Source organism: Rathayibacter sp. AY1C6, from assembly GCF_002931535.1.
In the GTDB taxonomy this organism is placed as follows: Bacteria; Actinomycetota; Actinomycetes; order Actinomycetales; family Microbacteriaceae; genus Rathayibacter.
This window is the reverse complement of the sequence record NZ_PSWC01000010.1, coordinates 61904-83035: the sequence shown is the minus strand read 5'-3', so window position 1 is coordinate 83035 and position 21132 is coordinate 61904. Positions and strand designations below refer to the sequence as shown.

Genomic DNA, 21132 nt, shown 5'->3' with positions numbered 1-21132 from the left:
GCTCCGCTTCGCGGTCGGGTCTGGGTGGGCTCCGCTTCGCGGTCGCCGTGGGGGAGTGCTCCGCTTCGCGGTCGCGGTGGTGGATGGGCTCCGCTTCGCGGTCGGGTCTGCGTGGGCTCCGCTTCGCGGTCGCCGAGGTGGGTGGGCTCCGCTTCGCGATCGCCGTGGGGGAGCGCTCCGCTGCGCGGTCGGGTTCTGGGGAGCTGCGCTTCGCGGGAGGGCGGGGGGACGGCGGTCGACGGGACATGCTGATCGAGTAGTGAGCAGCGCGAGTATCGAGATCCCCTGACACGAACGCTCGGAGCGAGCCTGTCGAGTTCCCGCGTACGGAAGCGCCGGGTCGGTGCGTGCTGATCGAGGAACGGGCGTGTCGGGGCCGGGGGCACGGACGGGCTTCGGGTGGCCCCGCGCGGGTCAGACGGCGGTGACGACGTCGATGAGGTGGGGGGCGAAAGGGGCGTCGAGGGCGAGGACGATGCGGGTGCGGGCGTCGGAGGGATGGACGCCGCGGTAGATGCCGCGGAGGTCGGCGACGGTCTGGCCGCGGCCGGGGCCGTGGGTGGCGTCGACAGTGACGTGGACGCGCGGGGCGGAGGTGAGGGCGACGGCGTCGACGGCGATCGCGGCGGCCATCGGGTCGTGCATGGCAGCGGTGCGCTCGCCGAAGTGGCCGACATAGAAGTCGAAGTAGAAGTCGAGCGCCTGCCCGATGGCCTGCGCGAGGGGATCGGGCGACGCGAGCAGGACGGCGCGGTCCTCCTCCGTCAGCAGGTGCCGCATGGTCACGTCCAGGGGCACGAGCGTGAGATCCCAGTCGGCCGCGACGACCTCGGCGGCGGCCGCAGGGTCGTGCCAGATGTTGGCCTCCGCCACGGCGGTCACGTTGCCGGGGACCAGCGCGGCTCCACCCATCACGGTCACCGAGTGGACGAGGGACGCGATCTCCGGGTGCGCACGGAGGGCGATCGCGAGATTCGTCAGCGGGCCGATCGCGACCAGCCGCAGCTCGCCCTCGTGCTCACGGGCGAGACGGAGGAGGAGGTCGGCCGGATCCTCGTCGACCGGCTCGCCGCCGTCGGGCAGCGCGACCCCGCCGATGCCGTCGTCGCCGTGCACGTGCGGAGATCCGCCGGCGTAGTCCTCCTCGAGGAAGTGGTGCGCCCCCACGGCGACCGGCACATCGTCGCGGCCGGCCAGCGCGAGCAGGCCGAGGCTGTTGACCGCGGCCCGGCGGGCGTCGGTGTTGCCGCTGACCGTGCTGATCCCGACGAGGCGGGCCCGGGGCGAGCGGAGGAGGTACGCCAGGGCGAGCGAGTCGTCGATGCCGGTGTCGCAGTCGAGGAAGACGGGGACGGGGACGGTCGATGCGCTCACGGTGCTCCGATGCTCGAGGGTGGGGGATGCGTCGGGCACCGACGGCCGACGCTCCCATTCTGCCGCTCCTCGGACGCGGCGCCCGCCGCCGACGATCAGAGCAGCGCGTAGGAGTCGCGGAGCCGCGCCCGCCACCAGGCGAGCCGCTCCGGCGACACGGCGTGACGGGAGAGGAGCTCCTCCGAGACCTCCACGCGGCCGACGGGGATGCTGCCGTCGACCGGCCGCAGCGGCCGCTCCGTGACGTCCGCGGCGAGGAGGGACGCGGTGCCGAGTCCGCAGTCGAAGGGCAGCTCGGGGAGCGCCGCGGCCAGGGCGGCGCCCATGGCGAGTCCGACCGAGCTGTCGATCGCGCTCGAGACCACCGCCGGCAGCCCCGCCTCGGCGACGAGGGCCAGCGCCCGGCGCGTCCCCCCGAGCGGCTGGGCCTTCACGACCAGCAGGTCCGCGGCTCCGGCCCGGGCGACGGCGAGCGGATCGGCGGCCTTGCGAACGCTCTCGTCGGCGGCGATCGGGATGCCCATGTACTTCACCCGGTAGCGCAGCTCCGCCAGCTCGTCGACGCTCGCGCACGGCTGCTCGACGTACTCGAGGTCGGACTCCGCGAGGGCGTGGACGGCGTGCTCGGCCTCGTCGAGGTTCCAGCCGCCGTTCGCGTCCACGCGGATCCGGCCCTCCGGACCGAGCAGGCGGCGGACCTCGACGACCCGGGCCACGTCGTCGGCCAGCGTCTGGCCGCGCTCGGCGACCTTCACCTTCGCCGTGCGGCAGCCGTGGTAGCTCGCGAGCACGGCGGCGACCTCGTGCGGTGCGACGGCCGGGATGGTCGCGTTCACCGGGATGCGGTCGCGCAGCGGTGCCGGCTGCTCGCTCCAGCCGTAGTCGATCGCCGCCCGGAGCCACGCCGCCGACTCCTCTGCGCCGTACTCGAGGAAGGGCGAGAACTCGGTCCAGCCCTCGGGGCCGCGCACGAGCGCGATCTCGCGGTGGTCCACACCGCGGAAGCGGGTGCGCAGCGGCAGAGCGACGACGCGGAGTCCCGCGTCGATCTCGCCGAGGGAGGGGAGCGGGGAGGCGGGCACGACGTCGTCCATCCGGCCATTGTCCACCGGCCGGGGCGACGCGGCGGCCACCCGGGCGCAGGAGGTCGGCGACGCGCGCGCAAGCCCCCGGGGTCCCTCCTCCGAGCGCCCGCCGAGGTGCCAGACTGACGAGGCTGCCGTTGGAGTCCGGAGGAGTGCGATGAGCCAGATGCCGATGAGCCCGCCGCCCGCGCCCGCCCCGGGCCCGACGCAGGGCTCCGTCCCCTCCCACCGCCCGCTCGGCAGGGGCGCCTGGATCGCGCTGGGCACGAGCCTCCTCGTGGGCGTCGTCTACACCGGCGTGCTCGGCACGCTCGTCGCCGTCGGAGTGGGCGGCGCGCTCGACTCCGCCGCCGGCAGCGCGTCGACGAGCGCTCCGGCCGAGCCGTTCGGCGACCCGACGGACGACCCGTTCGGCAGCGGGGACCCGTCCGATCCGCTCTACGACTACCCCGGCTACCAGGACGGCGACGCCGCGACGATACTCGGCCAGCCGTCCGCGGAGGACGTGCGCGCGAGTGCCGAGCAGGCCGTCGCGGCCGTCGAGGGCGCCGTCCCCGAGGAGTGGACCTCGGCCGACGACGAGTACTACGAGCAGTCGCAGAACGCCTACGGCGGGCCCTCGCTCCTGTACGACTACATCTCGGCGACCGAGTACGCCGCCGCCGCCGTCTCTACCGACGCCGACAGGCAGGCGGCGGTCGACCGCTTCACCGCAGCGCTCGCGCCCCTCGGCTTCGACGACGTCGAGGTGGCCGACACCCCCGAGGAGTGGTCGGAGGCGGGCTACGAGCTCGACGGCGACCTCTCGGACGAGGAGGCCTCGGCCGCGCTCTGGATCGTCACCGCGCGCTCCTCCGCCGACCTCGTGCCCGCGATCGAGCTGGGCCTCGTGGACCTCGACGCCGATCCGACCGGCCTGGTCGCCGACATGCTGGATGGAGTCGGCCTCTCGCCGGAACCGCAGGGCGCGTTCCTCGCCGGGTACGCGAACGGGGTCCTCCAGGACGAGGACCGCGGCGAGTTCACCGACCGCCTCGAGGAGTACGGCGGAGTCGCCACGACCTGACCGGGCGCTACAAGCAAGCCCGTCCGCCCGCAAGCCCGAATCGGCGCACCGCCCGCGCCCTACGGTGAGGGGATGGCTGCACCCCGCTCGACCAGGCCCCTGCGCGACTACTCCGCGATCGGAGACGGTCGCACGGTCGCCCTGATCGCGAAGGACGGCAGCGTCGACTGGATGCCCGTCCCGGACCTCGGCTCCACCCCCGCCTTCGCCGCCCTGATCGACGCCGAGTCCGGCGGCTGCGTCGAGCTCGCCCCCGAGGAGCCCGCCGAGGTCTCGCGCGCCTACATCCGCGACACGAACGTCCTCGAGACCACCTTCACCACCGAGTCGGGCACCGTCCGCGTGACGGACGCGCTCGTCACCGGGATCGCGGGCCGCCTCCCGTGGGCCGAGCTCGCGCGCCGCGTGGACGGTGTCGACGGCGAGGTGCGGATGCGGTGGGCCGTGCGTCCCGGAACGGGACTCGGCCGGTTCTCCCCGTGGATCCAGAACGCCGACGGCCGCTCGCTCATCCGCGCCGGAGACATCACCATCGGCGTCACCGGGCAGGAGCACGGGCCCGACGGCGAAGACGCACCCTCCGGCGCCGGCGACGAGCTGACGGGCTCCTTCGTCGTGACCGCGGGGAAGGACGCCGTGCGGCACGTCCTGGTCGTGTCGGCCACGCACGACGAGCCGCTGCACTTCCCGGTCGCGAAGAACGTCGACCGCGGCATCGACCGCACCATCCGCAGCTGGCAGGACTGGTCGGAGGAGTTCTCCTACGACGGCCCGTGGTCCGAGGCCGTCCAGCGCAGCGCCCTCGCGCTCAAGCTGCTGATCTACTCGCCCACGGGAGCCATCGCCGCGGCCGCGACCACGTCGCTCCCGGAGTCGCCCAACGGCGGCAAGAACTGGGACTACCGCTTCGCCTGGGTGCGCGACGCCGCGTACACGATGCATGCGCTGGTGCGCTTCGGCCTGCGCGAGGAGACGCACGCCGCGCTGTCCTGGCTCCTCCGCACGATCAAGGAGCACGGGCCGGACCTGCACATCTTCTACGGACTCGACGGCTCCATGCCGACCGTCCTGGAGGAGTTCGACGTCCCGGGCTACGCCGGCATCGGCCCGGTCGTCGCCGGCAACGCAGCGCAGAGCCAGCTGCAGCTGGGCGTCTTCGGCGACCTCTTCGACATCTGCCGCATCTACGTCGACGAGGGCAACGTCCTCGACATCCAGACCGGTCGGCTCCTCGCCCGCGTCGCCGACACCACCTGCGACCTGTGGCGGAACCGCGATGCGGGCATGTGGGAGCTGGAGGAGGAGCAGCACTACACCTCCTCGAAGATGGGCTGCTGGCAGGCGCTCGACGCGGCCGTGCACCTGGCGGAGCTCGGCCAGGTCGCGGGCAGCCCCGACCGATGGCGCTTCGAGCGCGACCGCATCCGGGAGTGGATCGAGGAGCACTGCTGGTCCGAGGAGCTCGGCTCCTACGTGATGTACCCGGGCAGCGAGGAGCTGGACGCCTCGGTGCTCCTGCATGCGCCCAGCGGCTACGAGCGCGGCGAGCGGATGATCTCCACCATCGACGCCCTGGTGAAGGAGCTCGGCCGCGGCGCGCTGCTGTTCCGCTACTCCGGCATGGAGGGCGAGGAGCACCCGTTCGTGGCCTGCTCGTTCTGGCTCGCCTCCGCCCTGGCCTGCGTCGGTCGGCACGACGAGTCGGTCGCCCTGATGGACGAGCTCGTCGCCACGGTCCCGAACGACGTCGGGATCATGTCCGAGATGATCGCGGTCGACGACCTGGCCTTCTGGGGCAACCTGCCGCAGGGGCTCAGCCACCTCGCATTGATCAACGCGGCCATCACCATCGAGGAGCTGGCGCCGAAGAAGGTCGGCCGCGCGTAACCCCGCCGACGGCGTCCGCGCAACCCGTTGAGGGCCGGCTCCGAGGGGCGTAGACCGGTACCACCCCCTCGCACCGCACCCACAAGGAGCACCTCAGCATGGATCTCGGGATCACCGGCCGCACCGCCCTCGTCACCGGAGGCGACTCCGGCATCGGCCTGGCCACGGCGCAGCTCCTCCTCGCCGAGGGCGCGACCGTCGTGATCACCGACAAGGACCAGGCGGAGCTGGACCGGGCCGCGGCCGGGCTCGACGCTCCGGAGGGCCGCCTGCACGCCTTCGCCGCCGACGTCACCAGCACGGAGCAGCTCGCCGAGCTGCACCGCCGCGTGGCCGGAGCGGTCGGCGCGATCGACATCCTCGTGCAGTGCGCCGGAGTCACGGGGGCGCAGGGCCTGTTCCACGAGATCGACGACGAGGGCTGGACCAGCACGCTCGAGGTCGACCTGCTCGGGCCTGTGCGGCTCGTGCGCGAGTTCCTCCCCGACCTCCGCACCGGAGGCTGGGGCCGGCTCGTGCTCACCGCCTCCGAGGACGCCGTGCAGCCCTACGACGACGAACTGCCCTACTGCGCCGCGAAGGCGGGCGTCCTCGCCTTCGCCAAGGGCCTCTCGCGCTCATACGCGCAGGAGGGCCTGCTCGTGAACACGGTCTCGCCCGCGTTCATCCGCACTCCGATGACCGACGCGATGATGTCCAAGCGCGCCGAGCAGAGGGGCACCTCGGTCGACGAGGCGATCTCGTCCTTCCTCGACGAGGAGCGCCCGTACATGGAGCTGAAACGCCGGGGCGAGGCCGAGGAGGTCGCAGCCGTGATCGCCTTCCTCTGCTCCGACCGCGCCTCGTTCGTGAACGGCTCGAACTACCGCGTCGACTCCGGATCCGTCGCCACGATCTGATCCCCGCAACCACGGGCCCCGTCCAGCGCGCGCACCCCGCGCGTGCGGGCGCCGTCCAGCCGAAGAAGCCAGACTCGGGGCGGGACACCGCACCCGGCACTGCAAGAGAAAGGAACGGTCCATGACCACCACCCTCGAACGCCACGTCGAAGCCCCCGCGGGCTCCGGTGCCAAGACCAGCCGCCGTCAGAACGCCGAGAAGGGCTTCAAGGCCTCCAAGGAGCTGCTCGACAGCCTCCAGATCGTCCTCGTCGACCTGATCGAGCTCCACGTCCAGGGCAAGCAGGCCCACTGGAACGTCGTCGGCAAGAACTTCCGCGACCTCCACCTGCAGCTCGACGAGATCATCGAGGCCGCGCGCGAGTTCAGCGACGACATCGCCGAGCGCATGCGCGCCCTCCACGGGATCCCGGACGGCCGCAGCGACACCGTCGCCGCGACCACCACCCTCCCCGAGTACCCGCACGGCGAGATCGACACGGCCGAGACCGTCGACCTGGTCACGATCCGCCTCGAGAACACCGCCGCCACCATGCGCGAGGTCCACGACCAGGTGGACGAGGAGGACCCGACCAGCGCGGACCTCCTCCACGCGATCATCCAGAGCCTCGAGCAGTACGCCTGGATGGTGTCGGCCGAGAACCGCACCACCTCCGCCGCCAAGTAGGGGCGAGCACCGGAAGGGGACTCCGCGTCAGCGGGGTCCCCTTCCGTCTGCCCGGGCGGTGTCGAGTCGCCGTGCAGTCCGGATCAGTAGGGTCGTGGCATGAGCACGCAGGTCTCCGAACTGTTCGACGCGCACCGCTGGGCGGCCGTCGACGGCTTCGACGCACTCGAGGACATCACCTACCACCACGACCGCTCCGGCCGCATCGCGCGGGTCGCGTTCGACCGGCCCGAGGTCCGCAACGCGTTCCGGCCGCGCACGGTCGACGAGCTGTTCCGCGCCCTCGAGGACGCCCGGACGAACCCGCGCGTCGGCGTCGTCATCCTCACCGGCAACGGCCCGAGCCCGCGCGACGGAGGCTGGGCGTTCTGCTCCGGGGGAGACCAGCGGATCCGCGGCCGCGACGGCTACCGGTACTCCGACGGCGAGACCGCCGAGGGCATCGACTCCGCGCGGAACGGCCGCCTGCACATCCTCGAGGTGCAGCGCCTCATCCGCTTCATGCCGAAGGTCGTCATCGCGGCCGTCCCCGGCTGGGCCGCGGGAGGCGGGCACTCGCTGCACGTGGTCTGCGACCTCACCCTCGCCTCCGCCGAGCACGGGCGCTTCAAGCAGACGGACGCCGACGTCGGCTCCTTCGACGCGGGCTACGGCTCGGCGTACTTCGCCCGCCAGATCGGGCAGAAGGCCGCGCGCGAGGTGTTCTTCCTCGCGCGGGAGTACTCCGCGCAGCGCGCCTACGAGATGGGCGCCGTGAACGCGGTCGTCCCGCACGCCGAGCTCGAGACGACCGCGGTGGAGTGGGCCGAGACGATCCTCACCAAGTCGCCCACGGCCATCCGGATGCTGAAGTACGCGTTCAACGCCGTGGACGACGGCCTCGTGGGCCAGCAGCTCTTCGCGGGCGAGACCACGCGCCTCGCCTACGGCACCGACGAGGCCGTCGAGGGACGAGACTCCTTCCTCGAGAAGCGCGAGCCCGACTGGTCGCCGTTCCCGTGGCAGTTCTGAGCCGGAGGGCACGCAGGTGACCCGCCCGCTCGCCGGTGTCGACGCGACGGTCGAGGCCGTCCTCCTCGCTCTTCGCGCGGCCCTGGACGGCAGCGGCCCGGCGATCCGCGTCTCCGCCCCCGGCGCTGCGACCGCCTCCGAGGATGCCGTCGTGCCGCAGCGCGTCGCCGTCGTCGTCGAGACCTCGGGCTCGTCGGGGCCGCCCAAGCGGGTCGCGCTCTCGACAGCGGCCCTGCTCACCAGCGCCTCCGCGACCCTCGCCGAGCTGGGCGGGCCGGGACGCTGGCTGCTCTGCCTGCCGACCCACTACGTCGCGGGACTGCAGGTGCTCGTCCGCTCGCTGACCGCGGAGGCCGACCCGGTCGTCCTCCCGGCCGGCGGCTTCGACGCGGCGGCCTTCCTCGCTCTCGCTCGGACGATGCCGGCGGGGGAGCGGCGGTACTCCTCGCTGGTCCCCGTGCAGCTCGCGCGGCTGCTGGACCTCGCCGATCACGATCCGGCCGCGGCCGAGGCGCTCCGCTCGTTCGACGCGCTCCTGATCGGCGGCCAGTCGACGCCGCAGCCGCTGCGGGACCGCGCCGCCGCCCTCGGTGCGCGCATCCGCCTGACCTACGGATCGAGCGAGACGTCCGGCGGCTGCGTCTACGACGGCGTCCCGCTCCACGACGTGCGGATGCGCGTCGAGAACGGGCAGGTGCTGCTCGGCGGCCCGACCCTCGCGGAGGGCTACCTCGACGCCGACGGCGCGATCGACCACGAGCGCAGCGCCTCCGCCTTCCTCGAGCTCGACGGGGAGCGCTGGTACCGCACGGGCGACGCGGGGTCGATCGTCGACGGGCGCCTCCGGGTGACCGGTCGGCTCGACCGCGTGATCGTGTCGGGCGGGGAGAAGGTCTCGCTCGACTCCGTCGAGGCCGTGCTCCGCGAGGGGCCCGTCCCCGACGCGGTCGTGGTGCGGCGGGCGGACGAGCAGTGGGGCGAGGTCCCGGTCGTCGTCACGGCGGAGGAGGCTCCCGCGCTCACCGACCTGCGCGCCCTGATCGCCGACCGCCTCGGGCGCGCCGCCGCTCCCGCGGCCGTGCTGCCGGTCGGCCGCATCCCCCTCCTCGCCTCCGGGAAGCCCGACCGCCGCGCCCTCGAGGTGCTCGCCGAGCAGGCCTGACCGGCTCCGAGCGTCGACGGGCCGGTGGGTAGGATTCCCTCCGTGTCGAGTACGAGTCGCAAGAAGAAGTCCTCCAGCGGCCGCCCCGGGGGCAGCCCGCGAGCGGTCGTCGTGAAGCCTGCCGGTCCCCGCGAGTGGATCGCCGGCGCCCGCCTCCGCACCCTCCCGCTGGCCGTCGCCCCCGTGCTCATCGGCACCGGAGCGACCCAGGTCGTCGACGAGGGCTGGCACTGGGTGCGCGCCCTGCTCTGCCTGGCCGTCTCGCTCGCCCTGCAGATCGCCGTCAACTACGCCAATGACTACTCCGACGGCGTGCGCGGCACCGACGCCAACCGCGTCGGACCCTCGCGGCTGACCGGCTCCGGAGCGGCGAAGCCCCGCCAGGTGCTCACCGTCGCCCTGGTCTTCTTCGGGATCGCGGCCGTCGCCGGCCTCGTGCTCACCGCCCTCTCGGGGCAGTGGTGGTTCCTGATCGTCGGCGCGGCGGCGATCGCGGCCGGCTGGTTCTACACCGGCGGACGCCGCCCCTACGGCTACCTCGGGCTCGGCGAGCTCTTCGTCTTCGTGTTCTTCGGCCTGGTCGCCACCGTCGGCACCACGTTCGTGCAGATCGGCCGCACCAACCAGGAGTCGTGGCTCGGCGCCGTGGCGGCGGGCCTGTTCGCCTGCGCCGTGCTCATGGTCAACAACATCCGCGACATCCCGACCGACCGCCTCTCGGGCAAGCGGACCCTCGCGGTCCTCGCGGGACCGGCCGTGTCCCGGGCGATCTACACGGGCTTCGTGCTGATCCCGTTCGGCATCGCGGTGATCCTCGCGCTGTTCTACCCGCTGGCATGGCTGACGCTCTTCGTGCTTCTGATGATCCTGCCGGCCATCCTGATCACCCTGACGGCGAAGACGGCGAAGGAGCTCATCCTGGCGCTGCAGCTGACCAGCCTGGGCGGGCTCGCCTACGCGGTCATCCTCGGGGCGGCGCTGGCGTTCTAGAGCGGCGGCTCGCACGAGGCGGGCTCGGGTGGGCCGGATTCGGGTGAGAACGGCTGTTGCGTGCCGGGCCTGGTGCGAGCGGGGTCAGCGCGTCCGAGGGGAGCCCTCGCCGGCGGGAGCGCCCGGCTCAGCGGTCGTCGCGGGTCGCGTCGACCGCGGCGTCCTCGACGTCGTCGTCGGTCGGGGCGCGCGGGACGTCCTTGCGGCGCTCGTAGATCGCCTCCGCGATGCGCTCGCGGGGCTTCCTCAGCAGGATGTAGGAGAGGGACAGGCTCGCGATCGCGGCGACGAAGCCCGCGGTGACCGCGGCCGTCAGCTCCGAGTCGACGAAGGTGCGCGCCGGCAGGTACACCAGCACGAAGACGCCGGCGAACATCGCCAGGCGCAGGAGCGAGTAGACGACGACCGCGCGGCTCAGTTTCACCGGGACAGTGTACGTCGGCCCCTGCACGCGCTTCCGTGAGCACCGTGGGAGCCTCCTGTCCAGCGTCCGTGCGGACCCTCCCCGACGGGGGTGCCGGACGTAGACTCGTGTCCATGATCCGCCTCGTCATCGGCCTGCTCGTGGCCCTCGCCGTCTTCACGGTCTACACCGTGATCGACGTCGCGATGAGCAACCGTCACGCCGTGCGGGCGATCCCGAAGTGGTCCTGGCTCCTGGTGGTGCTGATCCTCCCGGTCATCGGTGCGGGACTGTGGTTCTGGATCGGCCGCCCCCGAAAGCAGCGCGCCGCTGGCCGCCGCTACACCGCTCCGGACGACGACCCCGACTTCCTCGGCACCCTCCGCACCGAGCGCGACCCCGAGGAGGAACGCCTGCAGGCCGAGCGCATCGCCCAGCTCGAGCGCGACCTCGCCGACATGGACGAGCAGGGCGAGGCCGACGGCCCCGGCCGCCGGGATGCCTGAGCACCGGCCGGTCGCCCCCTCCACCCGATTCGCGGTCGACCTCCTCACCCGCTTCGTCGCGCTCGGCGTCCGCGACGTCGTCGTCGCTCCGGGCTCCCGCTCGCAGGCGCTCGCCCTGGTGGCGGCCGAGCTCGAGACCCGCGGCGACGTCCGGCTGCACGTGCGGATCGATGAGCGCTCCGCTGGGTTCCTGGCGCTGGGCCTCGCCCTCGAATCCGGGATGCCGGCGCTCGTCATCACGACCTCCGGCACGGCGACCGCGAACCTGCACCCGGCCGTGCTCGAGGCGGACGCCTCGGACGTGCCGATGATCGTCCTGACCGCCGACCGGCCCGACGAGCTGCGCGGCATCCGATCGAACCAGACGGCCGAGCAGCGCGAGCTGTACGGGCGTGCCGTGCGGCTGTTCGAGGACGTCGCTGCTCCGGACGACGCCTCCCGGCCCGAGGACGCGCGGGCGCTCGCCGATCGTGCCGTCACCGCGGCGCGACGCGGGCCGGTCCACTTGAACCTCTCCTTCCGCGATCCGCTCTCCTCCGCTCTGCCGCACATGGAGCGGATCGAACCGGTCTCGTCGCCCGCCGTCGGATCCGGGATCCCGCGTGCCGTCGTGACCGCCGGTCCCGGTGAGCCGCTCACGGTCGTCATCGCCGGGGACAAGGCGGGCGCCGCGGCCGAGGAGATCGCTCGCGCCGGCGACTGGCCGCTGCTGGCCGAGGTCTCCTCCGGCGCCCGCTTCGGACCGCAGCTCGTCGTCGCCTGGCGTCGCCTGCTCGGCGAGCCCGACTTCGGCGGACGCATCCGCCGGGCGATCGTGCTCGGACACCCGACGCTCTCCCGCGAGGTCCCCGAGCTGCTGCGGCGCGAGGACGTCGAGGTGATCGTCGTGGACGCCGTGCGCGAGCAGTTCTACAACCCCGGCCGGCGCGCCCGCCGCGTCGGAGGCGTCGACGTGGTCCGCCCCGAGGGGTCGCCGCGTCCCGAGCGCGGCGAGCGCGCCTGGGCCGGATCCTGGGTGTCCGCGAGCCGCGCCCTGACGGTCGACCCTGATGAGCTGGACGAGGTGCCCGACGCGGGGTCGATGTCGGTCGAGGACCGCCGCGGCTACGCGCGCAACGCCCTCGCCGCGATCAGGGCACCGCTCACCCGCGACTTCGTCGTCGCCGCGGTCTGGAAGGTCACCTGGCCGCACGACCGGCTGCTGTTCGGAGCGTCGCGGCTGATCCGCGTCGCCGACGGGACCCTGCCGGGCAAGCGGATATCCGTCCTGGCGAACCGCGGCCTCGCCGGCATCGACGGCACGATCTCGACGGCTCTCGGGATCGCGGTGGCTTCGCAGGCGACCGAGCAGGGAGCCGGCGGAGTCACCCGGGCGGTCCTCGGCGATCTCACTCTGCTCCACGAGGCCGGCGGCCTCCTCCTCCCGCCCGGGGAGCGACGCCCGCGCGTGCAGCTCGTCGTCGTGAACGACGGGGGCGGCACGATCTTCGACGGACTCGAGGTCGCGTCGAGCTCGCATCCCGATGCGTTCGACCGCGTGCAGTTCACCCCGCAGAACGCCGATCTGGAGGCTCTCGCGCACGCCTACGGGTGGGGCCACCGTCGTGCGGCGACGCGCGGCGAGCTGGAGCAGGCGCTGACCTCGCCGGGCGACGGGCCGGGCATCGTGGAGATCCGGCTCGAGCGCTGAGTACGCCCGGGCCCGGTCGGACGGTCCTCCACAGGTCGTCGTCGGACGCTGTTCTCCCGGGGACGCCTCGTTCGAGCTCCGCAGCTCGTCTGCTGCTGCTTCGCTGGAGGCATGGCTGATGCGGAGACCGTGCGAGGAGAGGTCCTCGCCCACGACACCCCCGCGGGCCGTCAGCACGCCTCGCTCCTGATGGAGGAGCTGCCGCGGACCCGTTCCGCGCTCGCCGACGCCAGGATGCGCTGGGAGGCCGGCCAGCTCGTCTGCTCCGTCGCGGCGACCCTCCCGGCAGCGGCGCGCGCGGCCTACGACGACCGGGCCGTCGACCTCGCGGAGCCGCTGACCCCGGGGCAGCTGCGCCACGCCCTCGCGCGGGTGCGGGAGGAGCTGCACGACGAGCCCCTCGCCGAGCGGCACGCTCGCGCCCGTGAGGACCGCCGGGTGTGGATGACAGCCGGGATCGACGGCATGGCGACCGTGTGCGCGCACGTCCCCGCGCCCGAGGCCGTCGGAGCGCTCGCCCGGCTCGATCGCATCGCGAGGGATCTGCGGGACGGCGCCGAAGGGGACCGCGATCTGCGGACGCTGGCGCAGCTCCGCGCCGATGCGTGGGCCGACCTGCTCTGCCACGGGGACGTGGCGGGGACCACTCCGGAGGGAGCCGCGGCGCCCTCGACCGGGCTGCGGGCCGAGGTGAGAGTCACAGTGGCGGCGAGCACCGCCGCGGGTGACGACGAGGCGGCCGCCGAGCTCGACGGCTACGGGCCGATCCCTGCCGAGGCGGTGCGAGCGCTCATCGACGACGCCACCGCCTTCACTCCCGTGCTGACCGACGAGGAGACCGGCGCGGTCGTCTCCGTCGGGCGCCGCCACCGCCTCCCGCCGCCGAGGATGAGGCTGCTGGTCCGCCTCCGCGACCAGACCTGCCGCTTCCCGGGCTGCACCCGGCCGGCGTCCTCGACGGAGACCGACCACAGCGTCGAATGGCGGAACGGGGGAGAGACGACTCCCGACAACCTCGCCTCCCTGTGCGTCGCCCACCACCACGTGCGCCACGGCGACCGGTGGACGTATCTGCTCCATCCGGACGGCACAGCGGACTGGACCACACCGACCGGCCGTCGCGTGACGACCCGGCCGCCGGCACTGCCCGGGCGTCCGCCGGTGGGCGCAGGACGACGGCCGGGTGCTCCCCGGCTCGACGGGGACCCGGCGGGGTAGGCGCCGGGTAGCCGACGGCTTCAACGACTCCCGACGTGCGTCAGGCCAGCGCGTCGGTGATCGGGCGGAACTTCATGCGGGTCTCGGCGAGCTCGGACTCGGGAACGCTGTCGGCCACGATGCCGGCGCCCGCCCAGGCCGTGACCGCGCCCTCGGCCGTGACCTCGGCGCTGCGGAGTCCGACAGCCCACTCGCCGTCGCCGTTGCCGTCGATCCAGCCGACGGGTCCTGCGTACCGACCGCGGTCGAAGGGCTCCAGGTGCTCGATGAGCGCAAGGGCGTCGGCGGTCGGAGTGCCGGCCACTGCCGCGGTCGGGTGAAGAGCATCGACGAGATCGAGCGCGCTGGAGGAGTCGCCCAGAATTCCTCGCACGTCCGTCGCGAGGTGCCAGAGATTCGGCAGGCGGAGCGTGAACGGGGCGGCGCCCGCCGTCAGCTCCCGTGTGTGGGGCTCGAGTTCCCGGACCAGACTGGCGAGAGCGAAAGCGTGCTCCGAGCGGTCCTTCGGACTCTCGAGCAGAGCGGCCTCCACGTCCGCGTCGGCGAGGGGATCCTCGCCTCGTGCGGCCGTGCCGGCCAACACCCTCGCCGAGATCTCGCCCCGATCGACCGCGACCAGCGTCTCCGGACTGGCGCCGAGAAATCCGTCCACGGCGAAGCCCCAGCAGTCCGGGTACCGCTCGGTGAGCGCACCCAGCATCCGACGCAGGTCCGCCCCCGGCGGGAGCCGTCCCTTCAGATCGCGCGCGATCACGACCTTGGACAGCTCACCCGCCCGGATCGTCTCCACCGCGGCAGCGACCGCCGCGCGGTACCCGTCCGGCGGCAGCGCACCCGGCGAGAGCGGCACGTGGTACTCCGCCCCCAGCGGCTCCTCGCTCGGCGTATACGGTACCTCCGCCTCGCCGATCGTGATCCGCGTCAGCCATGACCGGCCGTCGCGCGTCCCGATCACGGTGCGCGGCACGATCAGCACGCTCGTCGCCTCGGATCGGCTCGAGAAAGCGAAGGTCCCGAACGCGACCAGCCCCGTCCCGGGCAGTCCGACCCGGTCCTCCACCGTCGCCGCGTCGCAGAGCCGACGCCAGGTTGCCGCCGCCTCCCGCAGCCGTTCCGGGCCCGAGAACTCGAGGCGCAGGGCCTCGCCGCGTCCGCTGAGCCCGGCGCCGTCGCGCTGCCAGAGGAGGGGCCGCCTCGGGTCGGAGTGGGAGAGGAGCGACGGCGGAGAGTCCAGTGGAGTCGTCTCCGCACGCAGCAGGGGGGTTCCAGCGCCGATGAGCGTCACCTCAGCAGGGTACGCCCGCGCCAGAGGATGGGACGTCCCATGCCGCGGGGCTCGGGGCGCAGGGCTCCGTTGCTACCGTGATCCGGTCCGGGGCCGCCGCGCGAGGCGGAGCGGGGCGGTCCCGGCGCTTCCCCAAGGGGGAGCGCGCCGACCGGGCGCGGGACGGCGGATGCACAGCCGCCGTCCCTCGTCTCGCCGTAGACTTGCGGATCGTGACGAAGGCAGACCTCACCAAACGGCCCGACGAGGTCGCCTCGATGTTCGACACCGTGGCTCCCGCCTACGACCTGGTGAACGGACTCCTCTCGGTGGGGAACGACCGGCTCTGGCGGATCGCGACGACTCGAGCCGTCAACCCTGCTCCCGGTGAGCGCATTCTCGACATCGCGGCCGGCACCGGAACGTCGAGCGCGTCGCTGGCGCGGTCGGGCGCCCAGGTCGTCGCAGCCGACTTCTCCCCGGGGATGATCGCCGTCGGCCGTCGCCGCCAGGCGGGCAACGACCGGATCGAGTTCGTCCAGGCCGACGCGATGGACCTCCCGTTCGAGGACGAGTCGTTCGACGCCGTGACCATCTCCTTCGGTCTGCGCAACGTGGCCGAGCCGAGGACCGCGCTCGCCGAGTTCCTGCGTGTGCTGAAGCCCGGCGGCCGGGTCGTGATCTGCGAGTTCTCGACTCCGCCGATCGCTCCGCTGGCCGCCGCGTACGACTTCTACCTGTCGACGGTCATGCCCGCCGTCGTGCGCCTCGCGTCGTCGAACAATCCTGCGTACGACTATCTCGGCGATTCCATCCGGGCCTGGCCGGAGCAGAGCGTCGTCGCCGCCTGGCTCCGCGCGGCGGGCTTCGAGCGCGTGGCCTACCGCGATCTGACCGCTGGCATCGTGGCGCTGCACCGCGGCGTCAAGCCGATCGCGGCGACCCGATGACGACCGGGGTCCGCACAGGCCGAGACGTTAGGGTTTCCCTGTGAACGCCACTGCGCCCGTCGCCCGTCGCAGCCCGTCTCTGACGGCGCAGCTCGGCCTCTCCGAGCGCATCTTCTCCTCCTCGTCAGACCGGGCTCTCGCCCGCGCGATCGACGCGGGTCTGGAGCAGGTCGAGGAGGGTCTCGTCCGGCAGCTGTCCTTCGCGGACGCTGTGGCCGACGTCTCCACCCGGTACCTCCTCGAGGCGGGCGGCAAGCGTGTGCGCCCGATGCTCACCCTCCTGGCCGCGTCGCTGGGCCGCGGCAACACGCCGCAGGTCCTGCTCGGTGCGCAGGCGATCGAGATCACGCATCTCGCATCGCTCTACCACGACGATGTCATGGACGAGGCGGAGAAGCGCCGCGGCGTCCCGTCGGCGCAGACCGTGTGGGGCAACAACGTGGCCATCCTGACGGGCGATCTGCTCTTCGCCCGCGCGAACCAGTTGATGGTCGAGCTCGGCGACAAGGCGATCCGGCTCCAGGCCGACACATTCGAGCGGCTCGTCCTCGGGCAGCTGCACGAGACGGTCGGCCCGACCGACGGCGAGGACCCGGTCGAGCACTACCTGTCCGTCCTGGCCGACAAGACCGGGTCCCTGATCGCCGCGGCGGGCCGCACGGGAGTCGCGTTCTCGGAGGCTCCGGAGGAGTACGAGGAGGCCATGCGCGTCTTCGGCGAGAAGATCGGCGTCGCCTTCCAGATCGTCGACGACGTCATCGACCTCTCTCCCCAGCCGGAGGAGACCGGCAAGAACCCCGGCACGGACATCCGCGCCGGCGTGTCGACGCTGCCGATCCTGCGCCTGCGCGAGCGCGCCTCCTCGGACAGGGACGCCGCGGCTCTCCTTGCCCGCATCGAGAGCTATGTGAGCCGCTCGAACGACGCCATCGCGCACACGGAGGAGCAGAGCGCCGACATCTCGGACGCCATCGCTCAGCTGCGCGATCACGACGTCACCGCGCAGACCCTCGCCGAGGCCCACCGGTGGGCCGACGAGGCCGTCGCCGCCCTCGCTCCGCTGCCCGACGGCTCCGTCCGCAAGGCGCTGACGCGCTTCGCCGACACCGTCGTCGAGCGCAACGGCTGACCCCGATCGTCGCGGCGCGCCCTGCGCCGCAGGAATGAGACCGGTTGTGCGCTGCGGCGCCCCGGCAGGAGGAACGCAATGACCAAGCTCAGGCTGGCCATCGTCGGCGCGGGTCCCGCGGGCATCTACGCCGCCGACCTCATGATCAAGGCCGAGAAGAAGTACGACGTCTCGATCGATCTGTTCGAGCACCTGCCCGCGCCCTACGGCCTGGTCCGCTACGGCGTGGCGCCCGATCACCCGCGCATCAAGGGGATCATCACCGCGCTGCGGGAGGTGCTCGACCGGGGCGACATCCGCATCTTCGGCAACGTGCACTTCGGGACCGACATCACGCTCGAGGATCTCAAGCGGCACTACCACGCCGTGATCTTCGCGACCGGCGCCGTCCGGGACGCTCCGCTCGACGTCCCGGGTGTCGAGCTCGAGGGCTCCTACGGTGCGGCCGACTTCGTCAGCTGGTTCGACGGCCACCCCGACGTGTCGCGCACCTGGCCGCTGGAGGCGTCCTCCGTCGCCGTCATCGGCAACGGCAACGTGGCGCTCGACGTCTCGCGGATGCTGGCGAAGCACGCCGAGGACCTCCTGCCCACCGAGGTCCCGCCGAACGTCTACGAGGGGCTGAAGGCTTCTCCTGTCACCGACGTGCACGTCTTCGGGCGCCGCGGTCCCGCTCAGGTGAAGTTCACGCCGCTGGAGCTGCGCGAGCTGGGCGAGCTGCGCGACGTCGACATGATCGTCGCCGACGAGGACTTCGACCTCGATCCCGCTTCGGAGGCCGCCATCGCGACCAACAAGCAGGTCATGGTCATCAACCGGGTGCTCAACCAGTGGCGCACCCGCGAGGTCGGGAGCGCCTCGCGTCGTCTCCACCTGCACTTCTGGGCGAAGCCGCTCGAGTTCGTGGACGACGGATCGGGTCGGGTCGGCGCGATCCGGTACGAGCGCACCGAGCCGGACGGCGAGGGCGGAGTGCGCGGCACGGGTGAGATCCGCGAGGTCCCCGTGCAGGCCGTGTACCGCGCGGTCGGCTACTTCGGCTCGCCGCTCGACGGCCTCCCGTTCGACGAGATGCGCGGCGTGATCCCGAACCGCGAGGGCCAGGTCCTGGACGACGAGGACCAGCAGGTCCACGGCGTCTACGCGACCGGCTGGATCAAGCGCGGACCGGTGGGCCTCATCGGGCACACCAAGTCCGACGCCATGGAGACCGTCGCGCACGTGCTCAACGACCAGGCGTCCTGGTGGACGCCCGAGCACCCCGAGGAGGCGGCCGTGGTCGCCCTGCTCGAGGAGCGGGAGATCGCCTACACGGATCTCGACGGCTGGCACCGGCTGGACGAGCACGAGATGGCGCTCGGCGAGCCCGAGGGCCGTGCGCGGGTGAAGGTCGTTCCCCGCGAGGACATGATCGCGATCTCGCGGGCGGAGCCGGCCGCGCTCTGACGCGTGGTCTCCGAACGGCCCTCCGGTGCAGTCCGGAGGGCCGTTCGTCGTTCCGGCGTGGACGCCTTGCGCCTCCTCTAGGATTCGGGCACCGCTCTGGACGGAGACAGCATGACCACGGCCGCGCCCCACGACGTCATCCGGGTGCGCGGTGCGCGCCAGAACAACCTCCGGGGGATCGACGTCGACATCCCGAAGCGGAGGATCACCGTGTTCACCGGGGTCTCGGGCTCCGGCAAGTCGTCGCTGGTCTTCGGCACCATCGCGGCCGAGTCCCAGCGCCTCATCAACGAGACCTACTCCGCCTTCGTGCAGCAGTTCATGGGGTCGCCGGCTCGCCCGGACGTGGAGTCGCTCGACGGGCTGTCGGCCACGATCGTCGTCGATCAGGAGCGGATGGGGTCGAACGGCCGGTCCACGGTCGGCACGGCGACCGACGCGTACACGATGCTGCGGATCCTCTTCAGCCGGCTCGGCGATCCGCACGCGGGCACGAGCGGTGCGTTCTCCTTCAACCTGCCGGAGGGGATGTGCCCGCGGTGCGAGGGGACGGGCCGGGTGTCGAGCATCGACCTCGACGCGCTGATCGACCGCTCGAAGTCGCTCGAGGGCGGCGCTCTCGACGCGATCCCCAACTTCGTCGTCGGCGGCTGGTACTGGAAGGGCCTCGCCGAGTCGGGCCTCTATCCGGCCGATGTGCCGATCGCCGACTTCACGCCCGAGCAGATGGACGCGTTCCTCTACCGTCCGGCCACGAAGATGGCCATCGCCGGGATGACGATGACCTACGAGGGCCTCCTGGTGAAGGTCACCCGCCTCTACCTGGCGAAGGAGGCGGCGCAGCCGCACATCCGCGCCTTCGCCGAGCGGGTGGCCACCTTCGCCGCCTGTCCCGAGTGCGGAGGCGGCCGGCTCACCCGCGCGGCACTGGAGTCGCGCATCGGGGGCCGGAACATCGCCGAGTGCGCCGCGCTGCAGGCGACCGACCTCGCCGCGTGGCTCCGCGGGCTGCAGGCGCCGTCCGTCGCTCCTATCGTCGAGACCCTCCTCGGGACGCTCGACGCCCTCGTCCAGGTCGGGCTGGGCTACCTGTCGCTCGATCGGGAGTCGGGCACCCTCTCGGGCGGTGAGGCGCAGCGGGTCAAGATGGTGCGGCATCTGGGATCGAGCCTCACGGACGTCACGTACGTCTTCGACGAGCCGACGGCGGGTCTGCATCCGCACGACGTCTCGCGGATGATCGAGCTGCTGCGCCGCCTGCGGGACAAGGGCAACACCGTCCTGGTGGTCGAGCACAAGCCGGAGATCATCGAGATCGCCGATCACGTGGTCGACCTCGGTCCGAGGGCCGGTGCGCACGGCGGCGAGCTGCGGTTCGAGGGGACGGTGGCGCAGCTGCGCACGTCCGACACACTGACGGGCCGTCATCTCGGTCACCGCGTCCCGCTGAAGGAGGCCGTGCGCCGTCCGACCGGGGCGGTGGAGATCCGCGGGGCCTCCACGCACAACCTCCGCGGCGTCGACGTGGACGTCCCGCTGGGCGTGCTGACCGTCGTCACCGGAGTCGCAGGGTCGGGGAAGTCGTCGCTCCTGCACGGCTCGCTCGCGGGTCGGCCCGGCGTGGTGGTGGCCGACCAGTCGCCGATCCGAGGCTCGCGGCGCAGCAATCCGGCGACCTACACCGGGGTCCTCGACGCGATCCGGGCGGCCTTCGCGAAGGCGAACGGTGTGAGACCGGCGCTCTTCAGCGCGAACTCGGCAGGCGCCTGCCCCGTCTGCAAGGGGGCCGGGATGATCTTCACCGAGCTGGGCCCCGCCGCGACGGTCTCGTCGGTCTGCGAGGAGTGCGACGGCAAGCGGTTCACCGCTGAGGTGCTCGAGTACCGCCTCCGCGGGAGGAACATCCACGAGGTGCTCTCGATGCCGATCGTCGACGCCGCGGAGTTCTTCGCGAGCGGACCGGCGCACACGGTGCTCGCCCGTCTCGTCGACGTCGGTCTCGGCTACCTCACGCTCGGACAGCCGTTGAACACGCTGTCCGGGGGCGAGCGCCAGCGCCTCAAGCTCGCGATCAACATGGCCTCGTCCGGATCCGTCTACCTGCTCGACGAGCCGACCACGGGCCTGCACCTCGCGGACGTCGACACGCTGCTCGGACTGCTCGACCGGCTGGTCGACTTCGGGAACTCGGTCGTGGTGATCGAGCACCACCGCGCCCTGATGGCGCACGCGGACTGGATCATCGACGTGGGGCCCGGAGCCGGGCACGACGGAGGGACGATCGTCTTCGAGGGGACGCCGGTCGGGCTCGCGGCGGCGGACACGCTGACCGGACGCGCCCTCGCCGAGTACGCGCGCTGACGCGTCCGCAGCCGCGACGCTCGC

18 protein-coding genes are annotated in these 21132 nt (G+C 72.6%); 14 read left to right on the top strand and 4 right to left on the bottom strand.

Annotation, left to right across the window (positions count from 1 at the left end):
* Positions 1-414: 414 nt before the first annotated feature.
* Together C5D36_RS08305 and C5D36_RS08300 are read right to left on the bottom strand one after the other, a co-directional pair.
* Complete coding sequence (locus C5D36_RS08305; protein ID WP_104266782.1) at positions 415-1374, bottom strand: nucleoside hydrolase; 960 nt, start codon at positions 1372-1374, stop codon at positions 415-417.
* Positions 1375-1469: 95 nt separating this feature from the next.
* Entirely contained in the window at positions 1470-2468 is a 999-nt protein-coding gene (locus C5D36_RS08300) for an o-succinylbenzoate synthase (protein WP_104254851.1), read from the bottom strand.
* A gap of 148 nt (positions 2469-2616) precedes the next feature.
* Between C5D36_RS08300 and C5D36_RS08295 the strand changes: the two genes are divergently transcribed.
* The 7 genes from C5D36_RS08295 to C5D36_RS08265 all read left to right on the top strand — a co-directional run bounded on the left by C5D36_RS08295 (position 2617) and on the right by C5D36_RS08265 (position 10141).
* On the top strand, positions 2617-3525 hold the full coding sequence (locus C5D36_RS08295; RefSeq protein ID WP_104295603.1) for a hypothetical protein: 909 nt from the start codon (positions 2617-2619) through the stop codon (positions 3523-3525).
* A gap of 72 nt (positions 3526-3597) precedes the next feature.
* Complete coding sequence (locus C5D36_RS08290) at positions 3598-5412, top strand: glycoside hydrolase family 15 protein (protein WP_104295602.1); 1815 nt, start codon at positions 3598-3600, stop codon at positions 5410-5412.
* A gap of 98 nt (positions 5413-5510) precedes the next feature.
* On the top strand, positions 5511-6311 hold the full coding sequence (locus C5D36_RS08285) for an SDR family NAD(P)-dependent oxidoreductase (RefSeq protein WP_104266734.1): 801 nt from the start codon (positions 5511-5513) through the stop codon (positions 6309-6311).
* A gap of 121 nt (positions 6312-6432) precedes the next feature.
* On the top strand, positions 6433-6978 hold the full coding sequence (locus C5D36_RS08280) for a Dps family protein (protein WP_104223596.1): 546 nt from the start codon (positions 6433-6435) through the stop codon (positions 6976-6978).
* Positions 6979-7077: 99 nt separating this feature from the next.
* On the top strand, positions 7078-7989 hold the full coding sequence (locus tag C5D36_RS08275) for a 1,4-dihydroxy-2-naphthoyl-CoA synthase (RefSeq protein ID WP_104249778.1): 912 nt from the start codon (positions 7078-7080) through the stop codon (positions 7987-7989).
* 16 nt (positions 7990-8005) lie between these two features.
* A complete protein-coding gene (locus C5D36_RS08270) occupies positions 8006-9151 on the top strand; it encodes an AMP-binding protein (RefSeq protein WP_104295601.1) in 1146 nt (381 codons plus the stop codon).
* 42 nt (positions 9152-9193) lie between these two features.
* The gene (locus C5D36_RS08265; protein WP_374953116.1) at positions 9194-10141 is read left to right on the top strand and encodes a 1,4-dihydroxy-2-naphthoate polyprenyltransferase; all 948 of its coding nucleotides are present in this window, start codon (positions 9194-9196) and stop codon (positions 10139-10141) included.
* Positions 10142-10268: 127 nt separating this feature from the next.
* Here C5D36_RS08265 and C5D36_RS08260 read toward each other — a convergent pair whose 3' ends face one another.
* Positions 10269-10565: a DUF4229 domain-containing protein gene (locus C5D36_RS08260; protein WP_104239140.1), complete on the bottom strand. Its 297-nt coding sequence runs from the start codon at positions 10563-10565 to the stop codon at positions 10269-10271.
* Positions 10566-10678: 113 nt separating this feature from the next.
* Here C5D36_RS08260 and C5D36_RS08255 point away from each other — a divergent pair, with 113 nt between their 5' ends.
* The 3 genes from C5D36_RS08255 to C5D36_RS08245 all read left to right on the top strand — a co-directional run bounded on the left by C5D36_RS08255 (position 10679) and on the right by C5D36_RS08245 (position 13958).
* Entirely contained in the window at positions 10679-11050 is a 372-nt protein-coding gene (locus C5D36_RS08255) for a PLD nuclease N-terminal domain-containing protein (RefSeq protein ID WP_104225908.1), read from the top strand.
* On the top strand, positions 11043-12740 hold the full coding sequence (menD, locus tag C5D36_RS08250) for a 2-succinyl-5-enolpyruvyl-6-hydroxy-3-cyclohexene-1-carboxylic-acid synthase (RefSeq protein WP_104295600.1): 1698 nt from the start codon (positions 11043-11045) through the stop codon (positions 12738-12740). The genes C5D36_RS08255 and menD overlap by 8 nt, the downstream gene beginning before the upstream one ends.
* A 111-nt stretch (positions 12741-12851) precedes the next feature.
* Complete coding sequence (locus C5D36_RS08245; protein ID WP_104295599.1) at positions 12852-13958, top strand: HNH endonuclease signature motif containing protein; 1107 nt, start codon at positions 12852-12854, stop codon at positions 13956-13958.
* A 40-nt stretch (positions 13959-13998) separates the two neighbouring features.
* Here C5D36_RS08245 and C5D36_RS08240 read toward each other — a convergent pair whose 3' ends face one another.
* Positions 13999-15243, bottom strand: a complete 1245-nt coding sequence (locus tag C5D36_RS08240; protein ID WP_374953774.1) for an isochorismate synthase MenF — start codon at positions 15241-15243, stop codon at positions 13999-14001.
* 212 nt (positions 15244-15455) lie between these two features.
* Here C5D36_RS08240 and ubiE point away from each other — a divergent pair, with 212 nt between their 5' ends.
* The 4 genes from ubiE to C5D36_RS08220 all read left to right on the top strand — a co-directional run bounded on the left by ubiE (position 15456) and on the right by C5D36_RS08220 (position 21108).
* Positions 15456-16172, top strand: coding sequence for a bifunctional demethylmenaquinone methyltransferase/2-methoxy-6-polyprenyl-1,4-benzoquinol methylase UbiE (gene ubiE, locus C5D36_RS08235; protein WP_104226060.1), 717 nt, complete (start codon positions 15456-15458; stop codon positions 16170-16172).
* A gap of 40 nt (positions 16173-16212) precedes the next feature.
* Complete coding sequence (locus C5D36_RS08230; protein WP_104223602.1) at positions 16213-17301, top strand: polyprenyl synthetase family protein; 1089 nt, start codon at positions 16213-16215, stop codon at positions 17299-17301.
* A 78-nt stretch (positions 17302-17379) separates the two neighbouring features.
* On the top strand, positions 17380-18747 hold the full coding sequence (locus C5D36_RS08225; protein ID WP_104249783.1) for an FAD-dependent oxidoreductase: 1368 nt from the start codon (positions 17380-17382) through the stop codon (positions 18745-18747).
* A 111-nt stretch (positions 18748-18858) separates the two neighbouring features.
* The gene (locus C5D36_RS08220) at positions 18859-21108 is read left to right on the top strand and encodes an excinuclease ABC subunit UvrA (RefSeq protein ID WP_104295598.1); all 2250 of its coding nucleotides are present in this window, start codon (positions 18859-18861) and stop codon (positions 21106-21108) included.
* Positions 21109-21132: the final 24 nt, after the last annotated feature.

Bases quoted from the DNA above. Each gene is read 5' to 3' on its own strand.
- C5D36_RS08300 (WP_104254851.1), bottom strand. From the start codon at position 2,468: ATGGACGACGTCGTGCCCGCCTCCCCGCTCCCCTCCCTCGGCGAGATC.
- C5D36_RS08295 (WP_104295603.1), top strand. From the start codon at position 2,617: ATGAGCCAGATGCCGATGAGCCCGCCGCCCGCGCCCGCCCCGGGCCCG.
- C5D36_RS08290 (WP_104295602.1), top strand. From the start codon at position 3,598: ATGGCTGCACCCCGCTCGACCAGGCCCCTGCGCGACTACTCCGCGATC.
- C5D36_RS08285 (WP_104266734.1), top strand. From the start codon at position 5,511: ATGGATCTCGGGATCACCGGCCGCACCGCCCTCGTCACCGGAGGCGAC.
- C5D36_RS08280 (WP_104223596.1), top strand. From the start codon at position 6,433: ATGACCACCACCCTCGAACGCCACGTCGAAGCCCCCGCGGGCTCCGGT.
- C5D36_RS08275 (WP_104249778.1), top strand. From the start codon at position 7,078: ATGAGCACGCAGGTCTCCGAACTGTTCGACGCGCACCGCTGGGCGGCC.
- C5D36_RS08255 (WP_104225908.1), top strand. From the start codon at position 10,679: ATGATCCGCCTCGTCATCGGCCTGCTCGTGGCCCTCGCCGTCTTCACG.
- menD (WP_104295600.1), top strand. From the start codon at position 11,043: ATGCCTGAGCACCGGCCGGTCGCCCCCTCCACCCGATTCGCGGTCGAC.
- C5D36_RS08245 (WP_104295599.1), top strand. From the start codon at position 12,852: ATGGCTGATGCGGAGACCGTGCGAGGAGAGGTCCTCGCCCACGACACC.
- C5D36_RS08225 (WP_104249783.1), top strand. From the start codon at position 17,380: ATGACCAAGCTCAGGCTGGCCATCGTCGGCGCGGGTCCCGCGGGCATC.
- C5D36_RS08220 (WP_104295598.1), top strand. From the start codon at position 18,859: ATGACCACGGCCGCGCCCCACGACGTCATCCGGGTGCGCGGTGCGCGC.